Origin of the sequence: Mycolicibacterium bacteremicum (genome assembly GCF_002086115.1) — a bacterium.
Taxonomy (GTDB): Bacteria; Actinomycetota; Actinomycetes; order Mycobacteriales; family Mycobacteriaceae; genus Mycobacterium; species Mycobacterium bacteremicum.
On record NZ_MVHJ01000048.1, the window covers coordinates 1 to 23,359 of the forward strand.

The window sequence follows — 23,359 nt, forward strand, 5'->3', positions numbered from 1 at the left end:
CCGCCCCGCCGCTCGCCGCGGCACCGCGGGTCATCGTGCCCGCCACTGTGCCGCGGGCGGTTCTCCCGCCCGCGGCGAGCATTCCTGGGTACAAAGCGCCTGCGGGTGGGTAGTTTGACCGAATGAAGCTGATCTCACCGACCGATGCGCTGTTCCTCGTCGGCGAGTCTCGGGAGCATCCGATGCATGTCGGCGGTCTGCAGCTGTTCGAACCACCCGCCGATGCCGGGCCGGACTTCGTGGCCGAGATGTATCGGGCGATCGCCGGCTTCGGTGATTTCCAGCCGACGTTCCGCAAGCATCCTGCGACCTTTTTCGGCGGAATCACCAATATCGGTTGGACTTTGGACGATGAGGTGGATGTCGACTACCACCTGCGCCGCTCGGCGTTGCCACGTCCGGGCCGGGTGCGCGAGCTGCTGGAGCTGACCTCGCGCATCCACGGCAGCCTGCTCGACCGGCACCGGCCGCTGTGGGAGGCCTATTTCGTGGAGGGGCTCAGCGACGGCCGGTTCGCGATCTACACCAAGATCCACCACTCCCTCATCGACGGCGTCTCCGCACAGCGGCTGATGATCCGGACGTTGTCCGCCGACAGCGACGACCGCGAGATCCGCGTGCCGTGGACGCTGGCACCCCGCAAGCGGTCCACCCCCAGATCCGGGGCGGCCACCTCGTTGGTGCGGTCGGTGGCCGGCACCGCGGCCACCGTCGCCGGGCTGGGTCCGACCACACTGGGACTGGCCCGCGCGGCCCTGCTCGAGCAGCAGCTCACACTGCCGTTCGGTGCGCCGAAGACGATGTTCAACGTCCCCATCGGCGGCGCCCGGCGGTGCGCCGCACAGTCCTGGCCGCTGGAACGGATCAGGACGGTCAAGAGCGCGACCGGCGTGACGGTCAACGACGTGGTGCTGGCCATGTGCGCCGGGGCGCTGCGGGCATATCTCGAAGAACAGCACGCGCTTCCCGAAACCCCGTTGGTGGCAATGGTTCCGGTGAGTCTGCGCGATGAGCACGAACAGGATGCCGGCGGGAACATGGTCGGTACCATCCTGTGCAACCTGGCCACCGACACCGCCGATCCGCTGCGGCGCCTGGAGATCATCAGCACCTCGATGCGCGACAACAAGCGCGTGTTCAACGAGCTCCCCCGCACGCAGGCGCTCGCATTGTCCGGGTTCCTCATCGCCGGTCTCGGACTGAGCCTGGTCCCCGGTTTCGTCGCGTCCGCACCGCCGCCGTTCAACATCGTCATCTCCAATGTGCCCGGCGCCCGAGAACCGATGTACTGGAACGGCGCCCGGCTCGACGGCAACTACCCGATGTCGATCGCGCTGGACGGGCAGGCCCTGAACATCACCCTGACCAACAATGCCGACAATCTGGACTTCGGTCTCGTCGGTTGCCGGCGCAGCGTCCCGCACCTGCAGCGGTTGCTGACGCACCTGGAGGATTCGCTGACCGACCTGGAGAAGGCCGCCGCGGGCTGACACCGCCCGACTCGCGCAGAGTCCGGTTCGGGCACAGAACATTTGGCCGAAACCCTTAGGTGTTGCCCAGTTCCGTCACGGGATGGGCACCGCTTCATATCGGATCGGTGTCGGCCAAAACCGCCGGTTTGTGCTCGTGCGGAACCGCGATAGGTTCCCCTCGACGCCCGCCGCCAGCAAGATCAGGAATCCCATGCCACGCACCGTGAACCGACTCGCAGTGACATCTGTGGCCACCGCGGGTCTGTACTGGAGTGTGCTCGCGATGGCCCCCGCGGCGGTTGCTGAGCCCGGTGTCCCCTGCCTGGACATGGTGCACCAACTCGCGACATCCCCGGAGATCATCCCCGAGGCGGTCGACGCTGCCGCTCCGCCGCCGCCACCTCCCGCCCCGGCGCCCGTCGATGCCGCCCCGCTGGTGGAGGCCGCGGCAGTCGCTCCGGTTGCCGAGCCCGCGGCCGTCCCGGCGCCGCCCGTGCCGGTCGAACCGGTGCCCGCCCCGCCTGCCGCCGCCCCGCCTGCCGCGCCGGTGGCCACCGAGACCTTGGATCTGATCTCGCCCGTCCTGGCCGGACCGCCTGTCGCGGAGTCGGTTCCGGCAGCCGCAATCGCCCCGGCCCCGGCTGCGCTTCCAGCCCCTGCCGCTGTGCCGGTCGTACCGGTTCCGCCCGTCCCCGCCGCGCTGCCGCCCGTACCTGTCCCGGTGCCTGCGACCCTTCCGCCCGTCGCACCGGCCGCCGCGCCACTCGTCGAGGCCGCCGGGCCGGTTCCCGCGCCACCGCCCGCCGCACCGCTGATGGAGGCCGCACCGCCCGTACCGCCGGTCGAGGCAATGATCCCCGCGCCGTCCCCGGTCGAGGCCGCCGGCGCGGCCGCACCCCCGGCAGCGCCACCGGTCATCGACATCGCACCCGCGCCGGCCGCGCCGCCGGACATCGCGCCGCCGCCACCGATTGTCGATGCTCCACCGCCGGCGCCATCGGCACCCCTGGTCGAGGCTGCAGCCCCCGTCCCGGCGGCCGTCGCGCCCATCGATACGGCGGTGGCTGCCCCGGTGGGGATCGCTGCCCCGGCGGCCGCAACGCTGGCCACCGACACCGTGCTGCCGGCGATCGCTTCGGCCCCGGCTGTCCTCGCGGCCACACCACCCCCACCGCTGGCGTTGCCGACGGTCCCGGGACTGCCGGTGCAACTACCCGCCGCGATCCCGTTCCCGAGCGACCTGGTGTGTGAGGGCACCGCATGGTCGGCGGACTCGGAGCCCGCTCCCGGCGATGCGCCGCCGCCGCAGGCTACGGCGGCGCGGACCGACTGGTAGCCGGTCGGTCAGGCCCCGGGTGCACGCACCACGACGGGCACCGCGGGGAAGTAGATCGCCATCTCCGAGCGCGACTTGCGCAGCGCCGCAGTGCCGTAACCCTTCTTTCGGTAGTCCGGGCGAATCCAGATCCGCACCTCGACCTCGTGATCGACGAGCTCGCCGAGCACCAGACCCACCTTGCGGTCGCCCTCCAGCGCGACGAACCACGCCGCCTCCTCGGCGTCGACGCGCTTGAGTGCCGCGGCGATCTCGTCGTCGAGGCTGCCGGCCGGGCCGCCCCGGCCGTCACCGGCGGTGTGCAGATCATCGATGCGGGCCCCGAAGATGTCGCGATCATCGTCACCGGAGAAGGTGCGCAGCACCAACGTCTCCGCCGACGATGCGGGCCGTTCGTTCAACGTGAAGGTGAGCTGGCTGTTCAGGTCCTCCAACTCGGCGGCGATGTTCTTGCGGGAATCCTTGGTGAGCTTGTCGAAGGACAACCCGAAGACCGCCTCGCTGCCGGCATGGGTGGTGCCCAGCAGTTCGGCGATGGCGCTGACGGCCGCATTCCGGTCGGCGGCGTCGACGACGATGTCGAGCACCTCGTGCCGACGGTCGAGCGCCTTCAGCAGGGCTTCGGTGATCTCACGACGGGCGGCGGCACGATCCAGATCGGTCATGCCCCAACCTTAGACCCGGGCGAACCGCTTCTCGTCGTAAAGCCGCGCCCATTCCTTGCGCGGCCGGATCGAGGTGTCGACATCGGTCGCGGTGGCGCGTAAGGCACCTACCGTTGCCTTTTCGCGGGGTGTCAGTTTGAACGGATCCCACCCGAAGAACCGGCACGAGTTCTCCCAGGTGATCTTGTTGATGTCGCTGTCCGAGGCACCGGCGCCGAGCAGTTCGGCGTGCACCTGTTCGGCGGCGTCGGGCCAGAAGCAGTCCGAGTGCGGGTAGTCGCACTCCCAGGCGATGTTGTCGATGCCGATCTCGTGCCGCAGTTTCAGCGAGGTCTTGTCGGTCACGTAGCAGGCCAGCGAATGCTCGCGGAAGACATCGCTGGGCAGCTTGTCGCCGAAGTCCCGGCGCAGCCATTTCTGATTGCTGTAGTGCCGGTCCGAGCGGTCCAGATAGAACGGGATCCAGCCGATCCCACCCTCGGAGAACGCGAACTTCAGATCCGGGTAGTTGCGCATCGCGGGACCCCACAGCAGGTCTTGGGCGCACATCGCCGAGACCTGGGTGGCCAGGATGATCAGGTTGTCGATCGGCGCGTTGGGCGCCATGCTGATCGCCCCGAAACCGGTACCGATGTGCAGGCACATCACCACCTGCTCATCGGAGAGGGTCTGGAAGACCGGACCCCAGTAGTCCTCATCGTGATAACTCGGAAGTCCTTCCAGATGCGGCAGTTCCGGCATGGTGACCGCGCGGCAGCCCTTGGCGGCCACCCGCCGGATCTCCTTGCACATGGCCTCGGGGTTCCAGGTCGGCAGTACCGCGATCGGGATGAACCGGTCCGGGTAGCTGCCGGCCCATTCGTCGATGTGCCAGTCGTTGTAGGCCGACACCATCACCAGCGTGACATCCTCGCGGTGCATGTTCAGGTGCCGCGCGGAGAACCCGGTGAACGTCGGGAAGCACATCGAGGCCAGAATTCCGTTGCGGCTCATGTCCCGGACGCGTTCGTGGACGTCGTAGACGCCGGGGCGCATCTCGGCGAAACCCGCCGGGTCGCGGCCCCACTCCTCGGCCGGCCAGGACACCACGGCGTTGAGCCCGCTGACACCCTGCGGCCTGCCCTGATACATCCACTGGTCCACCCCCTTCTCGTCGGTCACGACGATGGGCGCATCGGCCTTGTACTTGGCCGGCACGTGGTTGAGGAACATGTCGGGCGGCTCCACGACATGGTCGTCGATGCTCACCAGGATCAGGTCATTGGTGTCCATGCCTTCAACTAGTACTCTCGGATCTCGTGACCGTCTCTGCGTTTTCGGACAGAGTTTTCGCCTTTTCGGCCAAATCCGACACGGCGGCGCACTCCGACACCGGTCGCCCGGTGATCGAACTGCGTCGGGGTGGTCAGGCGCTGGCCGGCAGCTACCTGTATGAGGGTGACGGACTGATCACCGGCTGGCACTCCCACGAGGTGCACCAGATCGAGTACGCGCTGCATGGCGTCGTCGAGGTCGAGACCGACGCCGGACACTATCTGCTGCCGCCGCAGCAGGCCGCCTGGATCCCGGCCGGACTGGAACACCAGGCGGTGATGAACCCCGACGTCAAGACGGTGGCGGTGATGTTCGACGCGAGGCTGATCCCCGACGGCGGGGACCGCGCGCGCATCATCGCGGTGTCGCCGCTGGTGCGCGAGATGATGATCTACGGGCTGCGCTGGCCGATCGACCGGGCCCAGGACGACCCGGAGGATGACCGGATCTCCGAGGAGTTCTTCCGGACGCTGGCCAATCTCGTCACCGAGGCACTCGACCACGAGGCACCGCTGAGCCTGCCGACCTCCGACCATCCGATCGTCGCGGCCGCGCTGGCCTACACCAAGGAGCACCTCGACACGGCCACCGCCGAGGACGTCAGCCGGGCGGTCGCGGTATCGGAACGCACGCTGCGCCGCCTTTTCGCCGACACCCTCGGGCTGTCGTGGCGAACGTATCTGCTGCACGCCCGGATGCTGCGGGCGATGGCGCTACTGGCCGCACCGGATCAGTCGGTGCAGGCGACGTCGTCGGCGGTCGGGTTCGACAGCCTCAGCTCGTTCACCAGAAGCTTCGCCCAGTTCGCCGGTGAGACGCCGTCGGCCTACCGCAAACGGGTTGCCGGCGAGCAGGATTGAGCGTCCTCAGGAGCGATCCGGCGGAGGGAAGAGGCCCTCGCGCAGCAGGGTGTCCACCGAGGTCTGCCAGCGTTTGAGTTGGCCGGGCGCTATCAACGGCTCCGGCAGATGCCGTTCGATGTGCGAGCGCAGGCTCACCGCGCCGAGCGCAAGCACCAGGGAGTTGGTGGCCGCCCAGGCCACGTCGATGTCGGGCCGTGCCTCGCCGCGGTCGGCGCGGGCCTGCCAGCGGGCCTTGCCCACCTCGAGCAGGCGGTCGAACACGATGGCACCCAGTGCGCTGCCGTCGACGACGGCGCGGCCCAGGTAGGCCGCCACATCGGGATGTTCGGAGATGATCCGGTTGACCCGCTCGCCCACCTCGGTGATCGAGTCGCCGGCGCGTTCGGCGATGGGCTGGGCCATCGGCGTGATCACCACCTCGATGACATAGTCGTCGACGGCCTTGATCAGGCCGGCCTTGGTCGAGAAGTGGTGTTGCACCAGTCCCAGGGACACCCCGGCCGCGGCGGCCACGCCACGCAGTGTCGTCGCGGCCGCACCGTGCGCGGCGAAACTGGCCAACGCCGCGCGACGGATCCGTTCGACACTCGGCGGTTCCTCGGCGCCCGGTCCGCCGGCCTCTGCACTCACATGAGCCACCGTAGTCAACATCACTCCCAACCGGCCTCGACGGCAATGACGAATTTACGATACAAACGTATTGTTGAGTTCGAAAGATGGACGGGGGGGTACATGCATCCGATAACGACGACGGACGAGTTCTGGACGGCGCCATGCACACGCAATCCCGACCGGTGGACGACCACTGCCGACGAAGGCGCCAAAGCGCTGTGCCGGGCCTGCCCACGGCGGTGGCAGTGCGCCAAGGAGGCCTGCGTGACGCCCGGGGCCGAGGGACTCTGGGCCGGCATCATGCTGCCGCCTGCGGGACGCAGCCGACAGTTCGCACTCAAACAGTTGCGCTCGCTGGCCGAACGCAACGGCGTGGCGGTGCGCCGCCGAGGCTGAGGGGTCGTCATCTCTGCGGGGCCCCCGAGCAATCCGGATCGACCTGCACGGCGTACGAGGTGATGGCCGTGATCCGGTCGCCGGTGAACTCGAAGATGTCGCATCCGGCGACGGCCGTCACGCCGTTGGGCCCGGTGTAGCGCGCCAGGGTATCCACCGCGACCACCTCCCCCTGCGCGGCGGTCACGCACCGCTGCAGGGTGGTGTCGGTGTCGGCGAGGCTCTCCCGGGTCTCGGTGCAGGTGCGCACCACGGCGTCGGCCCCCTCCAGCACCATGTAACCCACGATCGTCCAGCGCACATCCTTGGCCAGGTGCGGTAACGAGTCCTCGAACCGGTGGGTGGAGAACGCGAGCGCCACCGCCGCGCGGTCGATCGACTCGTCCATCTGGTCCTCCTCGATCGCGGTTGGGCTGATACCAAACTAATGCGCGTAAGCAAATTCCGGGGCATACCGGGCCGCGTGCCCAGGGCACCGTGTCCGCCATGTGTAACGCATGACACACTTTGCGGATGGTTCCTCCCATCGCCCGCCCCAAGCTCGAGGGCAATGTCGCGGTCAGTGCCGACCGCCAGCTCGGGTTCGCCGAGTTCGGTGACCCGCAGGGCCGGGCCATCTTCTGGCTGCACGGCACGCCCGGCGCCCGCCGGCAGATCCCCGCCGAGGCGCGCGCCTATGCCGCACTGGAGAGGATCCGGCTCATCGGGGTGGACCGCCCCGGGATCGGCTCCTCCACCCCGCACCAGTACCCGAATGTGCTCGCCTTTGCCGAGGACCTGCGCACCATCGCCGACACCCTGGGCATCGACAAGTTCGCCGTCATCGGGTTGTCCGGCGGCGGGCCCTACACCTTGGCCGCGGCCGCGGCCATGCCCGATCGGGTGGTGGTGGCCGGTGTGCTCGGCGGCGTCGCGCCGTATGTGGGGCCTGACGGCATCGCCAGCGGCCTGATGAACCTGGGTTCGACCGTGGCGCCCGTGCTCGAACTTGCCGGTGCGCCCATCCGGCTGGCCGCCGCCACCCTGATCAAGCTCATCGCACCCGTCGGTTCGCCGGCGCTGGAGATCTATGCCCGGATCTCCCCGGAAGGCGATCGCCGGCTGCTCGGACGGCCCGAGTTCAAGGCGATGTTCCTCGACGACCTGCTCAACGGCGGCCGCAAACAACTCGCCGCGCCGTTCTACGACATCGTCGACTTCGTCCGCGACTGGGGATTCCGCCTCGACGAGGTGAAGGTCCCGGTCCGCTGGTGGCACGGCGACAAGGACCACATCGTCCCGTTCGCGCACGGCGCCCATGTGGTCTCCCGGCTGCCGGATGCCGAGATGACGGTGCTGCCCGGCGAGAGCCATCTCGGGGGGCTCGGTTGCGCCGAGGAGATCCTCCGTACGATGTTGGACATCTGGGATCGCGAGGGCCGGGACTCTCGCTGAAAGGAGTTCGGCACGTGGAACTTTCGGGCACCGGAATCTGGAGCTCACACCTGCGCTACGGGGATGCCGGTCAGGCCGCCGAGGCCGCGGCCGAACTGGAGGAGCTGGGATATCCGGCGCTGTGGATCCCCGACGTCGGTGGACCGGTGCTCGAATCGGTGGAGAACCTGCTGGCCGCCACCAAGACGGTCACCATCGCCACCGGCATCCTCAACCTGTGGATGCACGATCCCGCCGAGGTGGCCGCGACGCACACCCGGCTGCAGGCCGCGCACGGCGGACGGTTCCTGCTGGGGATCGGCGTGAGCCACGCCCCGCTGATCGACTCGAAATCACCGGGCACCTACCGCAAACCGCTGGCCGCCACCGCGGCCTTCCTCGACGGCCTGGACAACGCCGCGCAACCGGTGCCCGCCGCAGACCGGGTGATCGCGGCGCTCGGACCCAAGATGTTGCAATTGGCCGCCGAGCGTTCCCGCGGAACGCACCCGTATCTGGTGACACCCGAGCACACCGCCGCCGCACGGGCCGCGCTCGGCGCCGGACCGCTGGTGCTGCCCGAGCAGACGGTGGTGCTCAACACCGACGCCGAGCAGGCCCGCGACATCGCCCGCACGTTCCTGAAGGGCTACCTGTCGCTGCCCAATTACGTCAACAACCTGCTGCGCACCGGATTCACCGAGGACGACGTGCAGACCATCAGCGACCGACTCGTCGACGCGGTCGTGGTGTGGGGCGACGAGCAGACCATCGCCCGCCGGGTCGCCGAGCACCGCGACGCCGGTGCCGATCACGTCTGCGTCCAGGTGCTCGATGCCGATCTGGCGGTGTTCCCACGCGAACAGTGGCGGCGCCTGGCCCCCGTCCTGAACTGACGCACGCCGATGGCGCAGCTCGATATCGGGGTCTACGTACCGCAGATGGCGTTCAGCTACGCCGACGTGCTGCACCGGGCGATGCGCTGCGAGGACCTCGGGATCGGGTCACTGTGGCTCTACGACCACCTCTACGGGCCGGGCATGCCCGAGGTCGACTCGCTGGAGGCCTGGACGCTGGCCACCGCGCTGCTCAGCCGGACTGAGCGGTTGCGTATCGGACACATGGTGCTGTGCAACCAGTTTCGGCATCCGGTGGTGCTGGCGAAGATGGCCGCCACGCTCGATCAGATTTCCGGCGGTCGGCTGCAGTTGGGCCTGGGCAGCGGGTCCATCGAAGACGAGCACCGGCGCAGCGATCTGCCGTGGGGCAGCTTCGCCGAACGCTCGGCCCGCCTCGGTGAGACGCTGGAGATCCTGACCCAGGCCTTCGCCACCGGCACCGTGTCGTTCGCCGGCGCGCACTACACGGTGACGGACATGGCGATCCGCCCCACTCCGGTGCAACGCCCGCGGCCGCCGATCGTGGTCGGCGGCGTCGGCGAGAAGTACACCCTGCCGTTGGTGGCCCGCTATGCCGATGTGTGGAATGTGCCCACCTATGCCCTCGACCAACTGGCGCACAAGCAGGCGGTGTTGCGCGGGCTGTGCGAGCAGATCGGGCGCGACCCGGACACCATCCTGATGTCGGTGGAGGCGGTGATGGCGCTGGCTCCCGACGCGCAGTCCCTGCCCGCGGTGCGCACCTTCGCCGAGAAGCGCTTCGGCGGGCCGGGGTTCGGCCTCCGCGAGGGCGGACTCGTCGGGACCGCCACGATGATCGTCGACCGGTTACGGCAGTGGCAGCAGCTCGGCTTCGGACAGGTGGTCCTGTTCACCCACGACCGCGCCTCCGATGAGACGTTGGAGAATCTCGCCGCGGGCGTGATAGCCGAGTTCGCCGACTAGGGCCGGCCCAGCTCCTGGCGCAGCAGGTGCATCGCGACCGTGGTCGAACGTTCCCGGACGTCGCTGCGGTCGCCGGGCAGCCGCAGGGTGCGCACGACGGTGTCGCGGCCGGCCACCGCGACGCCGAAACAGACTGTGCCGACCGGCTTCTCCGCCGTTCCGCCGCCGGGCCCCGCGATCCCGGTGATGCCCACGGCGGTATCGGCGCCGAATCTGGCCAGCGCGCCCTCGGCCATCGCCCGCGCGACCGGTTCGGATACCGCGCCGTGCTGCGCGATCAGGGCCCCGTCGACCCCGAGCAGTTCGATCTTGGCATCGTTGGAGTAGGACACCACCCCACCGGCCAGGTACGCCGAGGAGCCCGCGCGGTCGGCCAGCCGGGCGGCGAGCAGACCGGCCGTGCACGATTCGGCCGTTGCGATGGTGCGACCCGCCAGCAGTCCGGCGACCTGATCGTCGACGAGTGTTCCGTCCTCGGAGAACAACTCTCGGGGATGGCGCTCGCGCAGCAGGTCGACCAGGGCGGTGTAACTGTCGGCAGCCTCAGGTTCATACCGGGTGACGATCTCCAGCTCGCCGCGGCGCAGGCACGTGGTGATCTCCAACCGGTCGAATCCGGTGATCTGAGATTGGGCGTCGCGCAGGGTTTCTGCCAGTCCGGACTCGGGCAGCCCGAACATCCGCACGGTCTGCTGCCGATACTCGGTGCGTCCGGCGATGGCCTGCTGGACACCGTCGGTGGCCACCGCGGTCGCCCACATCGGCTGCAGCTCGCGGGGCGGACCGGGCAGCACCACCACGGTGGGCAGGTGTTCGGAGTGCAGGACGACCCCGGGCGCGGTGCCGACCGGCTCCAGGATCTGGGCACCGACGGGCACCATGGCCTGTTTGCGGTTGGCAGCGAGCACGGCGTCGAAATCCACCCCCTGCCTGCCGGCGGTCAGCCGGCGCAGGATGTCGGCGATGCGCTGCTCCAGTCCGGTGTCGAGGACGAGTTCACGGCCATAGAACTGCGCGACGGTCGCCACCGTCAGATCGTCGGCCGTCGGGCCCAGGCCACCACTGGTGATGATGAGGTCGACCTGCTGGCCTGCCAGGAACACCAGCTGGGCGGTGAGATCATCGGCGCGGTCCCCGCACTGGGTGATGTGCGCCAACTCGACGCCGAGTTCCAGCAACCGGTCGGCCAGCCACGGCCCGTTCAGGTCGCGGACCCGCCCGGTCAGTACCTCGGTTCCGGTCACCACGATCCCGGCGCGCACGCTCATGCCTGGAGCCTAGTCAGCGCGACAGCCAGCCCTTCACCGTGGCGAGATCACGGGTGTACTGCTCCATCATGTCGTCCTGATAGCGCGAGCCACCCGACAATGCATCGTCGCCGCCCCAGATCACCCGGATGCGGGTGGCGTCGCGCAGATAGACGTCGACGCGGTCGATGGCACGCCGGTTCCATCCCTTGTCGGCGGTGAAGTCGGCGAGGGCCTGCCGTTCGGTTCCGTCAGCCATGGATCCTCCTCTGTCGGCTGCCCGCCATCCTGCCCTGTGCGGTGGCGGGCGCCGCGAGCGGTGCCGGTCGGCACCGGATCAGAACAGGTCCTTGTGCGGCACATCGGTCACCAAGCCGCCGTCCACGACGAATTCGGCGCCGGTGGAGAAGGACGACTCGTCGCTGGTGAGGAACACGATGAAGGTGGCGACCTCTTCGGATGTGCCGGGCCGGCCGAGCGGTGAGGTGACCATATCGTCGGGGAAGTGCTTGGTCATCGGGGTCCGGATGAAGCCGGGGTGCACCGAGTTGATCCGGATGTTGAACTTGCCCAGTTCGATCGCCGCCGATTTCGCCAGACCGCGCACGGCCCACTTGGACGCCACGTATGGATGCACCATCGGTGCACCGCGCAGTCCCTCGATGGAGGACACGTTGATGATCGAGCCGCCGCCCGCGGCCTTCATCTGCTCGACCACGGCCTGCATACCCAGGAAGGTGCCGGTGAGGTTGACGTCGATGACCTTCTGCCACTTCGCCATGTCGAATTGGCCGATCTTGCCCAGTGCGACGATGCCGGCGTTGTTGACCAGCGTGGTGACCTTGCCGTACGTCTCGACCGCCAGATTGACCGCCGCCTCCCACTGATCGGCCTGGGTGACGTCGAGGTGGACGTAGCGTGCAGCGTCCCCGATCTCTGCGGCGAGGGCCGCACCCTTCTCGTCGAGGATGTCGCCGATGACCACCTTGGCGCCCTCGGCCACCAGCATCCGGGCGTGCGCGGCGCCCATCCCCTGCGCCCCGCCGCTGATCAGTACAACTTTGTCGTCCACGCGTCCCATGGGCGCACACGCTACCGCACGCCGCGCCGAACTAGAACCTGTTCCAATTCGTCCCTGAACCGCGCATACTTCGATCAGACCACACACCGTCAGGAGACTCGTATGGCCATTCGCGTGGCACTCGTCGGCACCGGAAACTGTGGACGGCTGGCCTTGATCCAGCTGATCGAGGATCCCCGTTTCGACCTCGTCGCGGTCGGCACCTCCACCGAGGCCAAGGTCGGCGTCGACGCCGGCGCACTGGCCGGCCTGGACACCGTGACCGGCGTGCGCGCGACCCTCGGCATCGATGCCGCGATCGCCGCCGCACCGGACTGCCTGGTGTACTGCGCGATGGGCGACACCCGGCCGGTCGAGGCGACCCGCGATGTGATGGCGGCACTGGCGGCCGGCATCAACGTGGTCGGCTCCGCGCCGGGTGGCCTGCAGTTCCCGTGGGGCGCAATGCCGGAGAAGGCAATTGACCGGGTGGAGGATGCTGCCCGACAGGGCAATTCGAGCGTCTACATCACCGGGGTCGACCCGGGTTTCGCCACCGATCTGGTGCCGTTCGCGATTGCCAGCACCTGCCAGCGTATCGAGCAGATCAAGACGATGGAGATCGCCGACTACGCCACCTACGACGGTGCCGAGGTGATGTCGATCGTGATGGGGTTCGGAAACCCGATCGACCAGCCCGGCATGCTGTTCCTGCCCGGAATCCTCAGCGCCGCGTGGGGAACCGCGATCAAGATGCTCGCCGCGGGGCTGGGCGTCGAGGTCGAGGAGATCACCGAGAGTTACGAGCTCGAGCCCGCGCCCGAGGACATCGAGGTCGCCACCGGCGTCATCGCCAAGGGCACGGTGGCCGCCATGCGCTTCGAGATCAACGGCATGGTCGGCGGCCGGCCGGTGATCGTCGTCGAGCACATCACCCGGGTACGCGAGGACCTGCGCCCCGACTGGGCCCAGCCCGCACAGCCCGGCGGCTCCTACCGCGTCGAGATCACCGGGGAGCCGTCCTACGTGGTGGACATCTGCCCCACCAGCGGCCGGGGTGACCACAACTACGCCGCGATCCTGGCCGCGGCGGGGCGGATCGTCAACGCCATCCCGGATGTCATCGCCGCGCCGGCGGGTATCCGCACCACCCTGGACCTGCCGCTGGGCACCGGCAAGGGACTCGTCTACCAGGTGTGATCGCGATGATCAGCACAATGGTGGGGTGAGTGACCCGCTAGCCGCCATCGCCGCGAGCCCGCCCGGCCCGCGCGTCGGCGCCTTCTTCGACCTCGACGGCACGCTGGTCCGCGGTTTCACGGCCACCGCACACGCCGGGCACCGGTTCCGCAACGGTCAGTCCGGTTTCGGCGAGCTCACCGGGATTCTCGAGGCCTCGGTGCGCTACAAGGTGGGACGCATGGAGTTCGCCCGTCTGCTGCAGCGCGCCGCCGGGTACCTTGCCGGTGATTCGCTGGACGACCTCGAGGCACTCGGCGAGACGCTGTTCAACGAGCGCATCATCGGCAGGCTCTTCCCGCTGATGACCAAGGTGGTTGCGGCGCATCAGGAACGCGGGCACACGGTGGCCATGAGTTCGTCGGCGCTGACCATCCATGCCGGCCCGGTCGCGCGTCATCTGGGCATCGGTCACATGCTGTGCAACCACTTCGCCACCGACGATGCCGGGCGGCTCACCGGTGACATCGCCCGCCCGATCATCTGGGGCCGCAACAAGGCGCGCGCCGTGGCGGATTTCAGCGCGGCCAACGACATCGAGCTGGCCCAGAGCTTCTGCTACGCCGACGGCACCGAGGACCTGCCGGTGCTCGATTCCGTCGGACATCCCAACGCGGTGAATCCCCGGCCGGGCCTGGCCGCCGCCGCCGCCCGCAACGGCTGGCCGATCCTGCGGGTCAGTTCCGATGAGGACCGCCGCTGGTGGTCCCGCGGCCCCCGGTCCGGGAGTCGATGATCGCGCGCACCGTGCGCCGGCAGCGTCCGCAGTCCGCGCCGGCCCCGCACGCCGCGGCCACCTGATTGGTGGTGCAGGCCCCGCCATCCACCGCCTCGATCACCTGGTGGCTGGTGATGCCTTCGCAGAGGCATACGAACATCAGCGTGGCTCGATGGTCATCATCTGCTGGAACTGACCGATGAAGACCGGCGGGTAGGCACCCACTCCGGCCTCGGTGAGCCATTCCGCCGCGTCATCGGAGTCGTGCAACCAGCGGCGCGCGCTCAGCTCGTCGTCGATCTGCTGCAGGATGAGCACCTCGTGCGGATCGTCGAAGGCGCGAAAGCTCCAGAACCGCTGCACCCCGGAGGCGTGGAAGGCCTTCGCCGCATCGCGCACCCGGGTGTTCAGCTCGGCGATGTCGGCGACCGGGGTGATCATCGAGACCATCACCGGCGGGGCCATCTGCGCGCTGTCGTCGAAGTCGATCCGTTCGATCAACTCCCCGGCGAAGACCGCGGGCAGGTCCTGGACGCCGACGGCGTCGAACCAGTCGAAGAACACCCGGGACCGCAACAGATCGCGCACCGGCTCGTGTGCCCGGATACCGAGGATCACCAGAACCCGCTCGGGGTCGGTCGTCGAGGTGTAGACCAGTACGTGGTGCACGCCCATGTCCGCGAGTGCCTCGGTGCGCCGCTGCAGCAGCGGCCACACCGCGGCCGGATCGGGCACCCGGTAGTCCGACACCAGCACCAGCGAGTTCGCCAGCCACTCCTGCACTGCGACCCTCCCAGGTTGTCGGATACGGCGACTGTTAATGAGACTTCCGATTTACGGTAATTGCATTCTCGCACGCTGCCGCCGATCGGGGCGCCGATTTCGCCGGGAGTGCACTGTCGCGAACGGGGGCTGTGATACTAAACTAGAACACGTTTCAGTCTGCGATGTCCGATCGCCCTACCGAGGAGCCTGCGTGCACACTCCCCTCTGCGACGAGCTCGGGATCGACGTCCCGATCTTCGCCTTCACCCACTGCCGCGACGTCGTGGTGGCCGTCAGCAAGGCCGGCGGGTTCGGCGTGCTCGGCGCCGTCGGCTTCAGCCCCGAACAGCTCGAGATCGAGCTCAACTGGATCGACGAGAACATCGGCGACCACACCTACGGCGTGGACATCGTCATCCCCAACAAGTACGAGGGCATGGACGCCGCCGACATGGACCCCGAGGTCCTGAAGAAGACGCTCAACGACCTGGTCCCGCAGGAGCACATCGACTTCGCCAAGAAGCTGCTGGCCGACCACGGCGTGCCCGTCGAGCACAGCGACGACGATGCGCTGCAACTGCTGGGCTGGACCGAGGCCACCGCCACCCCGCAGGTCGAGATCGCGCTCAAGCATCCCAAGATGACGCTGATCGCCAACGCGCTGGGCACCCCGCCGATGGACATGATCGATCGCATCCACGCCGAGGGTCGCAAGGTGGCCGCGCTGTGCGGGTCACCGTCACAGGCGCGCAAGCACGCCGATGCCGGCGTGGACATCATCATCGCCCAGGGCGGCGAGGCCGGCGGGCACAGCGGCGAGATCGGATCGATCGTGCTGTGGCCGCAGGTCGTCAAGGAGGTCGCCCCGGTGCCGGTGCTGGCGGCCGGCGGTATCGGCAGCGGCCAGCAGATCGCCGCGGCCCTGGCGCTGGGCGCCCAGGGCGCCTGGACCGGTTCGCAGTGGGTGATGGTCGAGGAGTCCGAGCACACCGAGCAGCAGCACGCCGCCTACGCGAAGGCCAGCAGCAAGGACACCGTGCGCAGCCGGTCGTTCACCGGCAAGCCGGCCCGCATGTTGCGCAATGACTGGACCGAGGCCTGGGAGAACCCGGACAACCCGTCCCCGCTCGGTATGCCCCTGCAGTACATGGTCTCCGGGATGGCCGTGGCCGCCACGCACAAGTATCCCAACGAGTCCGTGGACGTGGCCTTCAACCCGGTGGGTCAGGTGGTCGGCCAGTTCAGCAAGGTCGAGAAGACCTCCGCGGTGATCGAGCGCTGGGTTCAGGAATATCTGGACGCCACCAGCACGCTGAACACCTTGAACGAGGCGGCATCCGTGTAGTCGCCGACTCACAGACCGCGAATCCCGCCGGCCTCCGTTCTCCCGGACCGGCGGGATTCGTGCTTTTCGGCCTTGACCCGCCCGGCCCCGCGCTATGTATGCTGCTCTACATAATGCTGCGGGAGGAGCGTGCATCATGGCCCGACATCGCGACCGCATGGTCGCCTCGGCCGCTCTGCTGATCAGGGAACGCGGGGCACACGCCACGGCGATCTCCGATGTGCTGGAACACAGCGGCGCCCCGCGCGGTTCGGCGTATCACTACTTTCCCGGCGGTCGCACCCAATTACTTTGCGAGGCAATTGACTTCGCCGCCGACCACATCGCCCACCGGATCTCGCGGGCGGGCAATGCCGTCGACGCCCTCGAGGTGGTGGTCGACGGCTTCCGCGGTCAGCTGACCGAGACCGGCTATCGGGCCGGCTGCCCGGTGGTCGCCGTCGCCGTGGAAGCCGACAATCCGGAGGTCGTTGCGCGCGCCGCCGCGGCGTTCACCCGCTGGATCGAGCAGATCGAGGCGCTGCTGCGCACCGACGGCGTCGACGCCGACCGGGCCGCCGAGCTGGCGATGCTCACGACCACGGCCATCGAAGGCGCCGTCCTGGTATGTCGCACCACCGGCTCGACCGCTCCCCTGGATCTCGTCCACCGGCAGTTGCGCACCCTCGTCGCTGCCGCGACCGGAAAGGCCTGACATGACGACCACCTCGGATTGGCAGCCCAGCGCGTGCATCCTGTGCGAGTGCAACTGCGGCATCGTGGTGCAGCTGGAGGATCGCCGGATCGCCAAGATCCGCGGTGACAAGGCGCACCCGGCCTCGCAGGGCTACACCTGCAACAAGGCGCTGCGGCTGGATCACTACCAGAACAACCGCAACCGGCTGACCGCACCGCTGCGCCGCCGCGAGGACGGCAGCTACGAGGAGATCGACTGGGACACCGCCATTTCCGAGATCGCGGCCGGGTTCGCCCGAATCCGCGACGAACACGGTGGGGACAAGATCTTCTACTACGGTGGCGGCGGCCAGGGCAACCACCTCGGTGGCGCCTACAGCGGTGCGTTCCTCAAGGCCATCGGGTCGCGCTACCGTTCGAATGCGTTGGCCCAGGAGAAGACCGGCGAGTTCTGGGTCGACTCACAGCTCTACGGGGGCCACACCCGTGGCGAGTTCGAGCACGCCGAGGTGTCGGTGTTCATCGGTAAGAACCCGTGGATGTCGCAGAGTTTCCCGCGGGCCCGGGTGGTGCTCAACGAGATCGCCAAGGATCCGGCGCGGTCGATGATCGTGATCGACCCGGTCATCACCGACACGGCCAAGCTGGCCGACTTCCATCTGCGGGTCCGTCCGGGGACCGACGCCTGGTGTCTGGCTGCGCTGGCCGCGGTGCTGGTGCAGGAGCACCTCTGCGACGACGAGTTCCTGGCCGCCCACGTCACCGGGGTCGATGCGGTGCGCAAGGTGCTCGCCGGTGTCGACGTGCCCGGGTTCGCACAACGCTGCGGGGTGGACGAGGCGCTGATCCGCGCCGCGGCCCGCCGCATCGCCGCCGCCGGCAGCGTGTCGGTGTTCGAGGATCTGGGCATCCAGCAGGCACCCAACAGCACGCTGTGCTCGTACCTGAACAAGCTGCTCTGGATCCTGACCGGCAACTTCGCCAAACAAGGTGCGCAGCATCTGCATTCGTCGTTCGCGCCGCTGTTCAGTGCCGGTGGTGTCGGCCGTACCCCGGTCACCGGCGCGCCGATTATCTCGGGGCTGGTGCCCTCGAACGTGGTGCCCGACGAGATCCTCACCGACCACCCCGACCGGTTGCGCGCGATGATCGTGGAGAGCAGCAATCCGGCGCACTCGGTCGCGGATTCGGCGCGGGTCCGCGCGGCGATGCAGGCGCTGGACCTGCTGGTGGTCATCGACGTGGCGATGACCGAGACCGCGCGGTTGGCACACTACGTGCTGCCGGCGGCCAGCCAGTTCGAGAAGCCCGAGGCAACCTTCTTCAACCTGGAGTTCCCGCACAACACGTTCCAGCTGCGGCACCCGCTGCTCGACCCGCTACCGGGCACCCTGCCCGAACCCGAGATCTGGGCACGGCTGGTCCGGGCGCTGGGCGTGGTGAGCGAAGCCGACCTGCACCCGCTGCGGGTGGCCGCCCGCGACGGGCTGGAGGCGTACGCGGTGGCCTTTCTCACCGCGGTGAGCGGTAATCCCGCACTGGGCCGTGTCCTGCCGTTCGTGCTGTACGAGACGTTGGGTCCGGCGCTGCCGGAGGGGCTGGCCGGTGCCGCCGCGCTCTGGGGGCTGGCGCAGAAGACGGCGATGGCGTACCCGGACGCGGTGCGCCGGGCCGGCCATGCCGACGGCACCGCGTTGTTCCGGGCGATCCTGCAGAACCGGTCCGGGGTGACCTTCACCGAGCACGAGTACGCCGACGATTTCGCGTTGATCACCCACGCCGACAAGAAGATCGCGTTGGAGATACCCGAATTGCTGGCCGAGACCGAAGTGTTGGCGCAAGCCCGGCCGACGCTGACCACTCCGGACTTCCCGCTGGTGCTCTCGGCCGGTGAGCGGCGCGCGTACACGGCCAACGACATCCTGCGCGACCCGTCCTGGCGCAAACGCGATGTGGACGGTGCATTGCGGATGAGCGTGCAGGATGCCGCGACGGCCGGCGTGGTCGCGGGTGACCGGGTGCGGATCACCACCGCCACCGGGTCGGCGGAGGCATGCGTCGAGGTCAGCGACGTGATGCAGAGCGGACACATCGCGCTGCCCAACGGGTTCGGCGTGGATTACATCGACGACACCGGGCAGGCCGTCACCCCGGGCGTCGCACCCAACGAACTGACGGCTTCACATTGGCGCGACGCCTATGCCGGCACCCCGTGGCACAAGCACGTGCCGGCGCGGGTGGAACGGGTGGCGGCGCGGTAGCGACTACGGCAGCGGGGCGGGTGCCGGGACCGGGGCCGGGACACCCGGCGGCGGCGGAACCGGTGCGCCCGGCGGCAGCGGCGCCGGCGGCAGAGCCGGATCGCGCGGGTACTGGATCGGCACGTTCGGCCCCGGGGCCTGGGCCGGCAGCGGGGTGTTCATGCCGCGCTGCGACAGGCCGAGGATGAGCGCCTCCTTGCCACTGATCTCCTGGCTCTGCACGGCATGCCAGAGGTCGCGCAGGTAGCTGGTGTTCGGGGTCGCGTCCCGGTTGGCCAGGGCGGGGTCCATGGTGGTGCCCACCGGCAGGGCGTCGGGGCTGGGCAGGTGCGGTGTGCCGTCCAGCGACGGCGGGGCCGCGGCGACCACGGCGGGACCGGGTGCCGGAGCGGGTGCGCCGGGTGCCGGAGCGGGTGCGCCGGGTGCCGGCGCAGGAGCGGGCGCGGCGACGATGGCGGGACCGGGTGCCGGCACGGCCGGTGCGGGGACCGGAAGCACCGGTGCGGGCGCCGGGACGACGGGGGCCGGCGGGGCCGGTTCGGCGAGCGCGGTCGCCGGGGCGGCCAGCGCGATGATGGCGCCGGCGGCGCACCACCCCGCCGTGGTCACGAACCGTCGAAAGTCGACACTCATCGCAGCTGCCTCTCGGTGATGCCAAAGGGACTGATGTTCTGACGCAGAATGTATCTCCCCCGACCCACTTCGCGTTACTTGAGACGAACGAGAACAGGTTCTACTCAGGACTTCTTACGAGTTTGCACAAGGTGCTCCAAGCTGGCCCAGCGGTGGTGTAGCAATGCGTTAGGCCACTAGACAGCTTCGTCGTGAGGAGTCCCCGACGCCATGACCGACACCGTGCGAGCCCAGCAGCCCAACCTTCCCGCAGGTTTTGATTTCACTGATCCGGACATCTACGCTCACCGGCTGCCCGTCGAGGAATTCGCCGAGATGAGGCGCGTCGCGCCGATCTGGTGGAACGAGCAGCCCGCCGACGTCGGTGGCTTCGGCGACGGCGGCTACTGGGTGGTCACCAAGCACAAGGACGTCAAGGAGGTCTCCCGGCGCAGCGATGTCTTCTCCAGCCTGGAGAAGACCGCCCTGCCGCGGTACGCCGACGGCACCGTCGCCGACCAGATCGACACCGGCAAGTTCGTGCTGTTGAACATGGACGCCCCACACCACACCCATCTGCGCAAGATCATCTCCCGGGCCTTCACACCGCGTGCGATCGAACTGCTGCGCGCCGACCTCGCCGAGCGGGCCCGTGAGATCGCCGCCCGGGCCGCCGCCGAGGGATCCGGCGATTTCGTCGAACAGGTGTCCTGCGAGCTGCCCCTGCAGGCGATCGCCGGACTGATGGGTGTGCCGCAGGAAGACCGCATGAAGCTCTTCCACTGGTCGAATCAGATGGTCGGCGACATGGACCCCGAGTTCGCGGGCAACGACGCGATCAGCGCCTCGGTCGAGCTGATCACCTACGGTATGAAGCTGGCCGCCGAACGGGCCGACTCCCCCGGCGAGGATCTGGTCACCAAGCTGGTGCAGGCCGATGTCGAAGGGCACAGGCTCTCCGATGACGAGCTGGGTTTCTTCGTGGTGCTGCTCGCGGTGGCCGGCAACGAGACGACGCGCAACTCGATCACCCAGGGCATGATGGCCTTCACCGACTTCCCCGACCAGTGGGAACTGTTCAAGCGCGAACGGCCGGCCACCACTGCCGACGAGATCGTCCGCTGGGCCACCCCGGTCACCTCTTTCCAGCGCACCGCGCTGCAGGACACCGAGCTGTCCGGGGTGCCCATCAAGAAGGGGCAGCGCGTCGTCATGATGTACCGCGCGGCGAACTTCGACGAGGACGTCTTCGAGGATCCGTATTCGTTCAACATCCTGCGGGACCCGAACCCGCATGTGGGCTTCGGCGGGACCGGGGCGCACTACTGCATCGGCACCAGCCTGGCGCGGATGACCATCGATCTGATGTTCAATGCGATCGCCGATGCGATGCCCGACATCACCTCGCTGGCCCAGCCCGAGCGGTTGCGTTCGGGCTGGCTCAACGGCATCAAGCACTGGCAGGTCGATTACGTGGGTGCCTCGAAACAGACTGCGGGCCGCTGATTTCCGGGCCGCGGTAGTCCAGGATGGAGCGCCAGTAGTCCTCGTCGATCTCGCCGCCGTGGCGCAGGACCAGCGACAGCCCGGTGGCCATCGCGATGCCGAGCAGGCCCAACCACAGACCGGCCAGTGCGATCAGCACCCACAGCACGGCGGTCACCATCGGCCACGGTGAGACCACCGCCAGGACCGGCGCGAAGAAGAATCCGGTACCGATGTACCAGGACGAGCCGGCCCGGTCGCAGCGCAACACCACCCGCAGCCACCGGGGGACGTCATGATCAGATGCTGTGCTCATGCCCTCACGGTGCTCGCCGTTGCGGCACGGCACAATTACCGCAGAGGTAATGGTGCCGGCCCCGGATTTGGTCGAGACTTGCTCGGGTGACCGGTATCGACCTGCAGCACCCGCCGTTTGGTTCGCTGATGAAATCGTGGCGGCAGCGCCGCCGGCTGAGCCAGCTGGACCTCGCCCTGGAGGCCGATGTGTCCGCGCGACACGTCAGCTTCATCGAGACCGGCCGGTCGGCACCCAGCCGGGCGATGGTGCTGCGGTTGGCGCAGGTCCTGGAGGTCCCGGCGCGCGAGCAGAACCGGCTATTGCTGGCGGCGGGGCTCGCCCCGGCCTACTCCGAACGCGGTCTCGATGATCCCGGGATGTCGGGAGTGCGCGCCGGGGTCGAGCGGGTGCTGGCGGCCTACGACCCGTTCCCGTGTCTGGCGGTCGACCGGCACTGGAACGTGCTGCAGACCAACACCGGTGCCGCACTCCTGATGGACGGGGTGGCCCCGGCGCTGCTGGCCGAGCCCAATGCGCTGCGTATCTCGCTGCACCCCGAGGGGTTGGCGCCGCGGATCCGCAACCTGGCGCAATGGCGCCATCACGTCATCGGCAGGCTACGCCGGGAGACCGCGCTGAGCGGATCGGAGCAGTCGGCAGCGCTGCTCGCCGAGATCGAGTCCTATCCGGGTGGCCAGGATGACACCCCGGATCTCGGTGGTGTCGTGGTGCCCTTGGAGCTCACCGGCCCGACCGGGCAGGTGCTGACCTTCCTCAGCACGGTCACCACCTTCGGGACCGCGCTGGACCTCACGGCCGCCGAGCTCAGCATCGAGGCCTTCCTGCCCGCCGACGAGGCGACCGCCGAAGCCCTACGCTGACAATCCTTTCCGTCGCGCGGCGTAAAACCGTTGTTTGCTCATCGGCGTGCCGGGAGGGTGGCGGGTATGACTGCGACCGCTGACGCGCCCACCTCGCTGACCCCGGACACGATCTCCCGGCTACGGGTCCCCGCCCTCGACGAGCTGACGAACGTCGCGGTGAAGGGGTTCTTCGCCAAGCAGCAGCGCGACGAGGGTCTGACCTCCAATTGGTTCCGCGCGCTCTCGCTCAACGAGGGTGACCTGGAGCGACTGAACGGTTATCTGTTGCCGCTGTTGGGCAGCGACGGCCGTGGCGGTCTCACCGACCGCGAGCGCGAGGTGATCGCCACCGTCGTCTCCGGCGAGAACCGCTGCGCGTACTGCCATTCCAACCACGCCAACAAGCTGGGCAAGGTGGCCGGCGACTGGTCCTTCGGCCAGCGGGTCGCGATCGATCACCATCAGGTCGCCGAACTCACCGACCGTGAGCGCGCGTTGGCGGATCTGGCGGTCGCGGTGAACAACGACCCGCGCAGCATCCACGATGCCGACCTGAACCGGCTGCGTGAGCTCGGCCTGACCGATGAGCTGATCCTGGAGGGCATCTCCATCGCGGCGTTCATCGGCGCCACCAACCGGATCGGCATCGCGTTGTCGGTGCCGCCGAACCCGGAGTACACCGGCGTCCCGGGGCACTGATCCGCCGGCGTTTCGGGGGCACCGATCCGCCGGCGCTCACGACGGTGCACTCAGATCGCTGAATCGCGAAGTATTGCGATCTGGTTGCACCGTCGGGGCCGCGCGCGGCCGGCCCCGGTTCAGGCGTTCTGCGTCTCTTGTTCGCGTTTGATTTCCAGTGCGATGTCGATGAGTTGG

General features: G+C 68.6%; 26 protein-coding genes. 15 read left to right on the plus strand and 11 right to left on the minus strand.

What is annotated here, in order from left to right; translation table 11 throughout:
• Positions 1–122: 122 nt before the first annotated feature.
• Together BST17_RS27670 and BST17_RS28930 are read left to right on the plus strand one after the other, a co-directional pair.
• Positions 123–1,490 (plus strand): WS/DGAT/MGAT family O-acyltransferase, encoded by a 1,368-nt coding sequence (locus tag BST17_RS27670; RefSeq protein WP_083062212.1) that lies wholly within the window; start codon positions 123–125, stop codon positions 1,488–1,490.
• 220 nt (positions 1,491–1,710) lie between these two features.
• Positions 1,711–2,808, plus strand: a complete 1,098-nt coding sequence (locus BST17_RS28930) for a hypothetical protein (protein WP_207573730.1) — start codon at positions 1,711–1,713, stop codon at positions 2,806–2,808.
• Positions 2,809–2,816: 8 nt separating this feature from the next.
• On the opposite strand, the gene BST17_RS27690 is transcribed toward BST17_RS28930, so the two are convergent.
• Positions 2,817–3,473: a GNAT family N-acetyltransferase gene (locus tag BST17_RS27690; protein WP_083062216.1), complete on the minus strand. Its 657-nt coding sequence runs from the start codon at positions 3,471–3,473 to the stop codon at positions 2,817–2,819.
• A gap of 9 nt (positions 3,474–3,482) precedes the next feature.
• Positions 3,483–4,745, minus strand: coding sequence for an amidohydrolase family protein (locus tag BST17_RS27695; RefSeq protein ID WP_083062217.1), 1,263 nt, complete (start codon positions 4,743–4,745; stop codon positions 3,483–3,485).
• 26 nt (positions 4,746–4,771) lie between these two features.
• On the opposite strand from BST17_RS27695, the gene BST17_RS27700 reads away from it, so the two are divergent.
• Positions 4,772–5,647 (plus strand): AraC family transcriptional regulator, encoded by an 876-nt coding sequence (locus BST17_RS27700; RefSeq protein ID WP_083062218.1) that lies wholly within the window; start codon positions 4,772–4,774, stop codon positions 5,645–5,647.
• Between the two features lie 6 nt (positions 5,648–5,653).
• On the opposite strand, the gene BST17_RS27705 is transcribed toward BST17_RS27700, so the two are convergent.
• Complete coding sequence (locus BST17_RS27705; RefSeq protein WP_083062219.1) at positions 5,654–6,280, minus strand: TetR/AcrR family transcriptional regulator; 627 nt, start codon at positions 6,278–6,280, stop codon at positions 5,654–5,656.
• 102 nt (positions 6,281–6,382) lie between these two features.
• Between BST17_RS27705 and BST17_RS27710 the strand changes: the two genes are divergently transcribed.
• Complete coding sequence (locus BST17_RS27710; RefSeq protein WP_083062220.1) at positions 6,383–6,658, plus strand: WhiB family transcriptional regulator; 276 nt, start codon at positions 6,383–6,385, stop codon at positions 6,656–6,658.
• A gap of 7 nt (positions 6,659–6,665) precedes the next feature.
• Here BST17_RS27710 and BST17_RS27715 read toward each other — a convergent pair whose 3' ends face one another.
• Positions 6,666–7,046: a nuclear transport factor 2 family protein gene (locus BST17_RS27715; protein WP_083062221.1), complete on the minus strand. Its 381-nt coding sequence runs from the start codon at positions 7,044–7,046 to the stop codon at positions 6,666–6,668.
• Between the two features lie 125 nt (positions 7,047–7,171).
• Here BST17_RS27715 and BST17_RS27720 point away from each other — a divergent pair, with 125 nt between their 5' ends.
• The 3 genes from BST17_RS27720 to BST17_RS27730 are packed head-to-tail and all read left to right on the plus strand — an operon-like array spanning position 7,172 to position 9,915.
• Positions 7,172–8,092 carry an alpha/beta fold hydrolase gene (locus tag BST17_RS27720; protein WP_083062222.1) on the plus strand — a complete coding sequence of 307 codons (921 nt, stop codon included), beginning with the start codon at positions 7,172–7,174 and terminating at the stop codon, positions 8,090–8,092.
• 14 nt (positions 8,093–8,106) lie between these two features.
• The gene (locus BST17_RS27725; protein ID WP_083062223.1) at positions 8,107–8,967 is read left to right on the plus strand and encodes an LLM class F420-dependent oxidoreductase; all 861 of its coding nucleotides are present in this window, start codon (positions 8,107–8,109) and stop codon (positions 8,965–8,967) included.
• 9 nt (positions 8,968–8,976) lie between these two features.
• Positions 8,977–9,915, plus strand: a complete 939-nt coding sequence (locus tag BST17_RS27730) for an LLM class flavin-dependent oxidoreductase (RefSeq protein WP_083062224.1) — start codon at positions 8,977–8,979, stop codon at positions 9,913–9,915.
• On the opposite strand, the gene BST17_RS27735 is transcribed toward BST17_RS27730, so the two are convergent.
• The 3 genes from BST17_RS27735 to BST17_RS27745 all read right to left on the minus strand — a co-directional run bounded on the left by BST17_RS27735 (position 9,912) and on the right by BST17_RS27745 (position 12,243).
• Positions 9,912–11,183, minus strand: coding sequence for a competence/damage-inducible protein A (locus tag BST17_RS27735; protein WP_083062225.1), 1,272 nt, complete (start codon positions 11,181–11,183; stop codon positions 9,912–9,914). The genes BST17_RS27730 and BST17_RS27735 overlap by 4 nt on opposite strands.
• A gap of 13 nt (positions 11,184–11,196) precedes the next feature.
• Positions 11,197–11,421 carry a hypothetical protein gene (locus tag BST17_RS27740; protein WP_083062226.1) on the minus strand — a complete coding sequence of 75 codons (225 nt, stop codon included), beginning with the start codon at positions 11,419–11,421 and terminating at the stop codon, positions 11,197–11,199.
• Positions 11,422–11,499: 78 nt separating this feature from the next.
• Entirely contained in the window at positions 11,500–12,243 is a 744-nt protein-coding gene (locus BST17_RS27745) for a glucose 1-dehydrogenase (protein ID WP_083062227.1), read from the minus strand.
• Positions 12,244–12,345: 102 nt separating this feature from the next.
• Between BST17_RS27745 and BST17_RS27750 the strand changes: the two genes are divergently transcribed.
• Positions 12,346–13,422, plus strand: coding sequence for an NAD(P)H-dependent amine dehydrogenase family protein (locus tag BST17_RS27750; protein WP_083062228.1), 1,077 nt, complete (start codon positions 12,346–12,348; stop codon positions 13,420–13,422).
• Positions 13,423–13,447: 25 nt separating this feature from the next.
• Positions 13,448–14,197, plus strand: coding sequence for an HAD family hydrolase (locus BST17_RS27755; protein WP_234807865.1), 750 nt, complete (start codon positions 13,448–13,450; stop codon positions 14,195–14,197).
• On the opposite strand, the gene BST17_RS27760 is transcribed toward BST17_RS27755, so the two are convergent.
• Both BST17_RS27760 and BST17_RS27765 read right to left on the minus strand, forming a co-directional pair.
• Positions 14,139–14,339, minus strand: coding sequence for a (2Fe-2S)-binding protein (locus BST17_RS27760; protein ID WP_083062230.1), 201 nt, complete (start codon positions 14,337–14,339; stop codon positions 14,139–14,141). The two genes, BST17_RS27755 and BST17_RS27760, sit on opposite strands and share 59 nt — an antisense overlap.
• Positions 14,339–14,962, minus strand: coding sequence for a fatty-acid--CoA ligase (locus BST17_RS27765; RefSeq protein WP_083062231.1), 624 nt, complete (start codon positions 14,960–14,962; stop codon positions 14,339–14,341). Before BST17_RS27765 ends, BST17_RS27760 begins: the two co-directional genes overlap by 1 nt.
• A 193-nt stretch (positions 14,963–15,155) precedes the next feature.
• Here BST17_RS27765 and BST17_RS27770 point away from each other — a divergent pair, with 193 nt between their 5' ends.
• The 3 genes from BST17_RS27770 to BST17_RS27780 all read left to right on the plus strand — a co-directional run bounded on the left by BST17_RS27770 (position 15,156) and on the right by BST17_RS27780 (position 19,225).
• Positions 15,156–16,289: a nitronate monooxygenase gene (locus BST17_RS27770; RefSeq protein ID WP_083062232.1), complete on the plus strand. Its 1,134-nt coding sequence runs from the start codon at positions 15,156–15,158 to the stop codon at positions 16,287–16,289.
• Positions 16,290–16,425: 136 nt separating this feature from the next.
• Positions 16,426–16,983 (plus strand): TetR/AcrR family transcriptional regulator, encoded by a 558-nt coding sequence (locus tag BST17_RS27775; RefSeq protein WP_083062233.1) that lies wholly within the window; start codon positions 16,426–16,428, stop codon positions 16,981–16,983.
• Between the two features lies 1 nt (position 16,984).
• Positions 16,985–19,225, plus strand: coding sequence for a molybdopterin-dependent oxidoreductase (locus BST17_RS27780; RefSeq protein WP_083062234.1), 2,241 nt, complete (start codon positions 16,985–16,987; stop codon positions 19,223–19,225).
• A 3-nt stretch (positions 19,226–19,228) separates the two neighbouring features.
• On the opposite strand, the gene BST17_RS27785 is transcribed toward BST17_RS27780, so the two are convergent.
• Complete coding sequence (locus BST17_RS27785; RefSeq protein ID WP_234807866.1) at positions 19,229–19,858, minus strand: hypothetical protein; 630 nt, start codon at positions 19,856–19,858, stop codon at positions 19,229–19,231.
• 210 nt (positions 19,859–20,068) lie between these two features.
• On the opposite strand from BST17_RS27785, the gene BST17_RS27790 reads away from it, so the two are divergent.
• Entirely contained in the window at positions 20,069–21,343 is a 1,275-nt protein-coding gene (locus tag BST17_RS27790; protein WP_083062235.1) for a cytochrome P450, read from the plus strand.
• On the opposite strand, the gene BST17_RS27795 is transcribed toward BST17_RS27790, so the two are convergent.
• The gene (locus BST17_RS27795; RefSeq protein ID WP_083062236.1) at positions 21,288–21,638 is read right to left on the minus strand and encodes a hypothetical protein; all 351 of its coding nucleotides are present in this window, start codon (positions 21,636–21,638) and stop codon (positions 21,288–21,290) included. The genes BST17_RS27790 and BST17_RS27795 overlap by 56 nt on opposite strands.
• Before the next feature lie 128 nt (positions 21,639–21,766).
• Between BST17_RS27795 and BST17_RS27800 the strand changes: the two genes are divergently transcribed.
• The gene (locus BST17_RS27800) at positions 21,767–22,501 is read left to right on the plus strand and encodes a helix-turn-helix transcriptional regulator (RefSeq protein WP_083062239.1); all 735 of its coding nucleotides are present in this window, start codon (positions 21,767–21,769) and stop codon (positions 22,499–22,501) included.
• Positions 22,502–22,567: 66 nt separating this feature from the next.
• Positions 22,568–23,182: a peroxidase-related enzyme gene (locus tag BST17_RS27805; RefSeq protein ID WP_083062237.1), complete on the plus strand. Its 615-nt coding sequence runs from the start codon at positions 22,568–22,570 to the stop codon at positions 23,180–23,182.
• Positions 23,183–23,359 lie beyond the last annotated feature (177 nt).

Bases quoted from the DNA above. Each gene is read 5' to 3' on its own strand.
- BST17_RS27670 (WP_083062212.1), top strand. From the start codon at position 123: ATGAAGCTGATCTCACCGACCGATGCGCTGTTCCTCGTCGGCGAGTCT.
- BST17_RS27690 (WP_083062216.1), bottom strand. From the start codon at position 3,473: ATGACCGATCTGGATCGTGCCGCCGCCCGTCGTGAGATCACCGAAGCC.
- BST17_RS27695 (WP_083062217.1), bottom strand. From the start codon at position 4,745: ATGGACACCAATGACCTGATCCTGGTGAGCATCGACGACCATGTCGTG.
- BST17_RS27710 (WP_083062220.1), top strand. From the start codon at position 6,383: ATGCATCCGATAACGACGACGGACGAGTTCTGGACGGCGCCATGCACA.
- BST17_RS27715 (WP_083062221.1), bottom strand. From the start codon at position 7,046: ATGGACGAGTCGATCGACCGCGCGGCGGTGGCGCTCGCGTTCTCCACC.
- BST17_RS27720 (WP_083062222.1), top strand. From the start codon at position 7,172: ATGGTTCCTCCCATCGCCCGCCCCAAGCTCGAGGGCAATGTCGCGGTC.
- BST17_RS27730 (WP_083062224.1), top strand. From the start codon at position 8,977: ATGGCGCAGCTCGATATCGGGGTCTACGTACCGCAGATGGCGTTCAGC.
- BST17_RS27735 (WP_083062225.1), bottom strand. From the start codon at position 11,183: ATGAGCGTGCGCGCCGGGATCGTGGTGACCGGAACCGAGGTACTGACC.
- BST17_RS27740 (WP_083062226.1), bottom strand. From the start codon at position 11,421: ATGGCTGACGGAACCGAACGGCAGGCCCTCGCCGACTTCACCGCCGAC.
- BST17_RS27745 (WP_083062227.1), bottom strand. From the start codon at position 12,243: ATGGGACGCGTGGACGACAAAGTTGTACTGATCAGCGGCGGGGCGCAG.
- BST17_RS27750 (WP_083062228.1), top strand. From the start codon at position 12,346: ATGGCCATTCGCGTGGCACTCGTCGGCACCGGAAACTGTGGACGGCTG.
- BST17_RS27760 (WP_083062230.1), bottom strand. From the start codon at position 14,339: ATGTTCGTATGCCTCTGCGAAGGCATCACCAGCCACCAGGTGATCGAG.
- BST17_RS27775 (WP_083062233.1), top strand. From the start codon at position 16,426: ATGGCCCGACATCGCGACCGCATGGTCGCCTCGGCCGCTCTGCTGATC.
- BST17_RS27780 (WP_083062234.1), top strand. From the start codon at position 16,985: ATGACGACCACCTCGGATTGGCAGCCCAGCGCGTGCATCCTGTGCGAG.
- BST17_RS27785 (WP_234807866.1), bottom strand. From the start codon at position 19,858: ATGAGTGTCGACTTTCGACGGTTCGTGACCACGGCGGGGTGGTGCGCC.
- BST17_RS27790 (WP_083062235.1), top strand. From the start codon at position 20,069: ATGACCGACACCGTGCGAGCCCAGCAGCCCAACCTTCCCGCAGGTTTT.
- BST17_RS27795 (WP_083062236.1), bottom strand. From the start codon at position 21,638: ATGAGCACAGCATCTGATCATGACGTCCCCCGGTGGCTGCGGGTGGTG.
- BST17_RS27800 (WP_083062239.1), top strand. From the start codon at position 21,767: ATGAAATCGTGGCGGCAGCGCCGCCGGCTGAGCCAGCTGGACCTCGCC.
- BST17_RS27805 (WP_083062237.1), top strand. From the start codon at position 22,568: ATGACTGCGACCGCTGACGCGCCCACCTCGCTGACCCCGGACACGATC.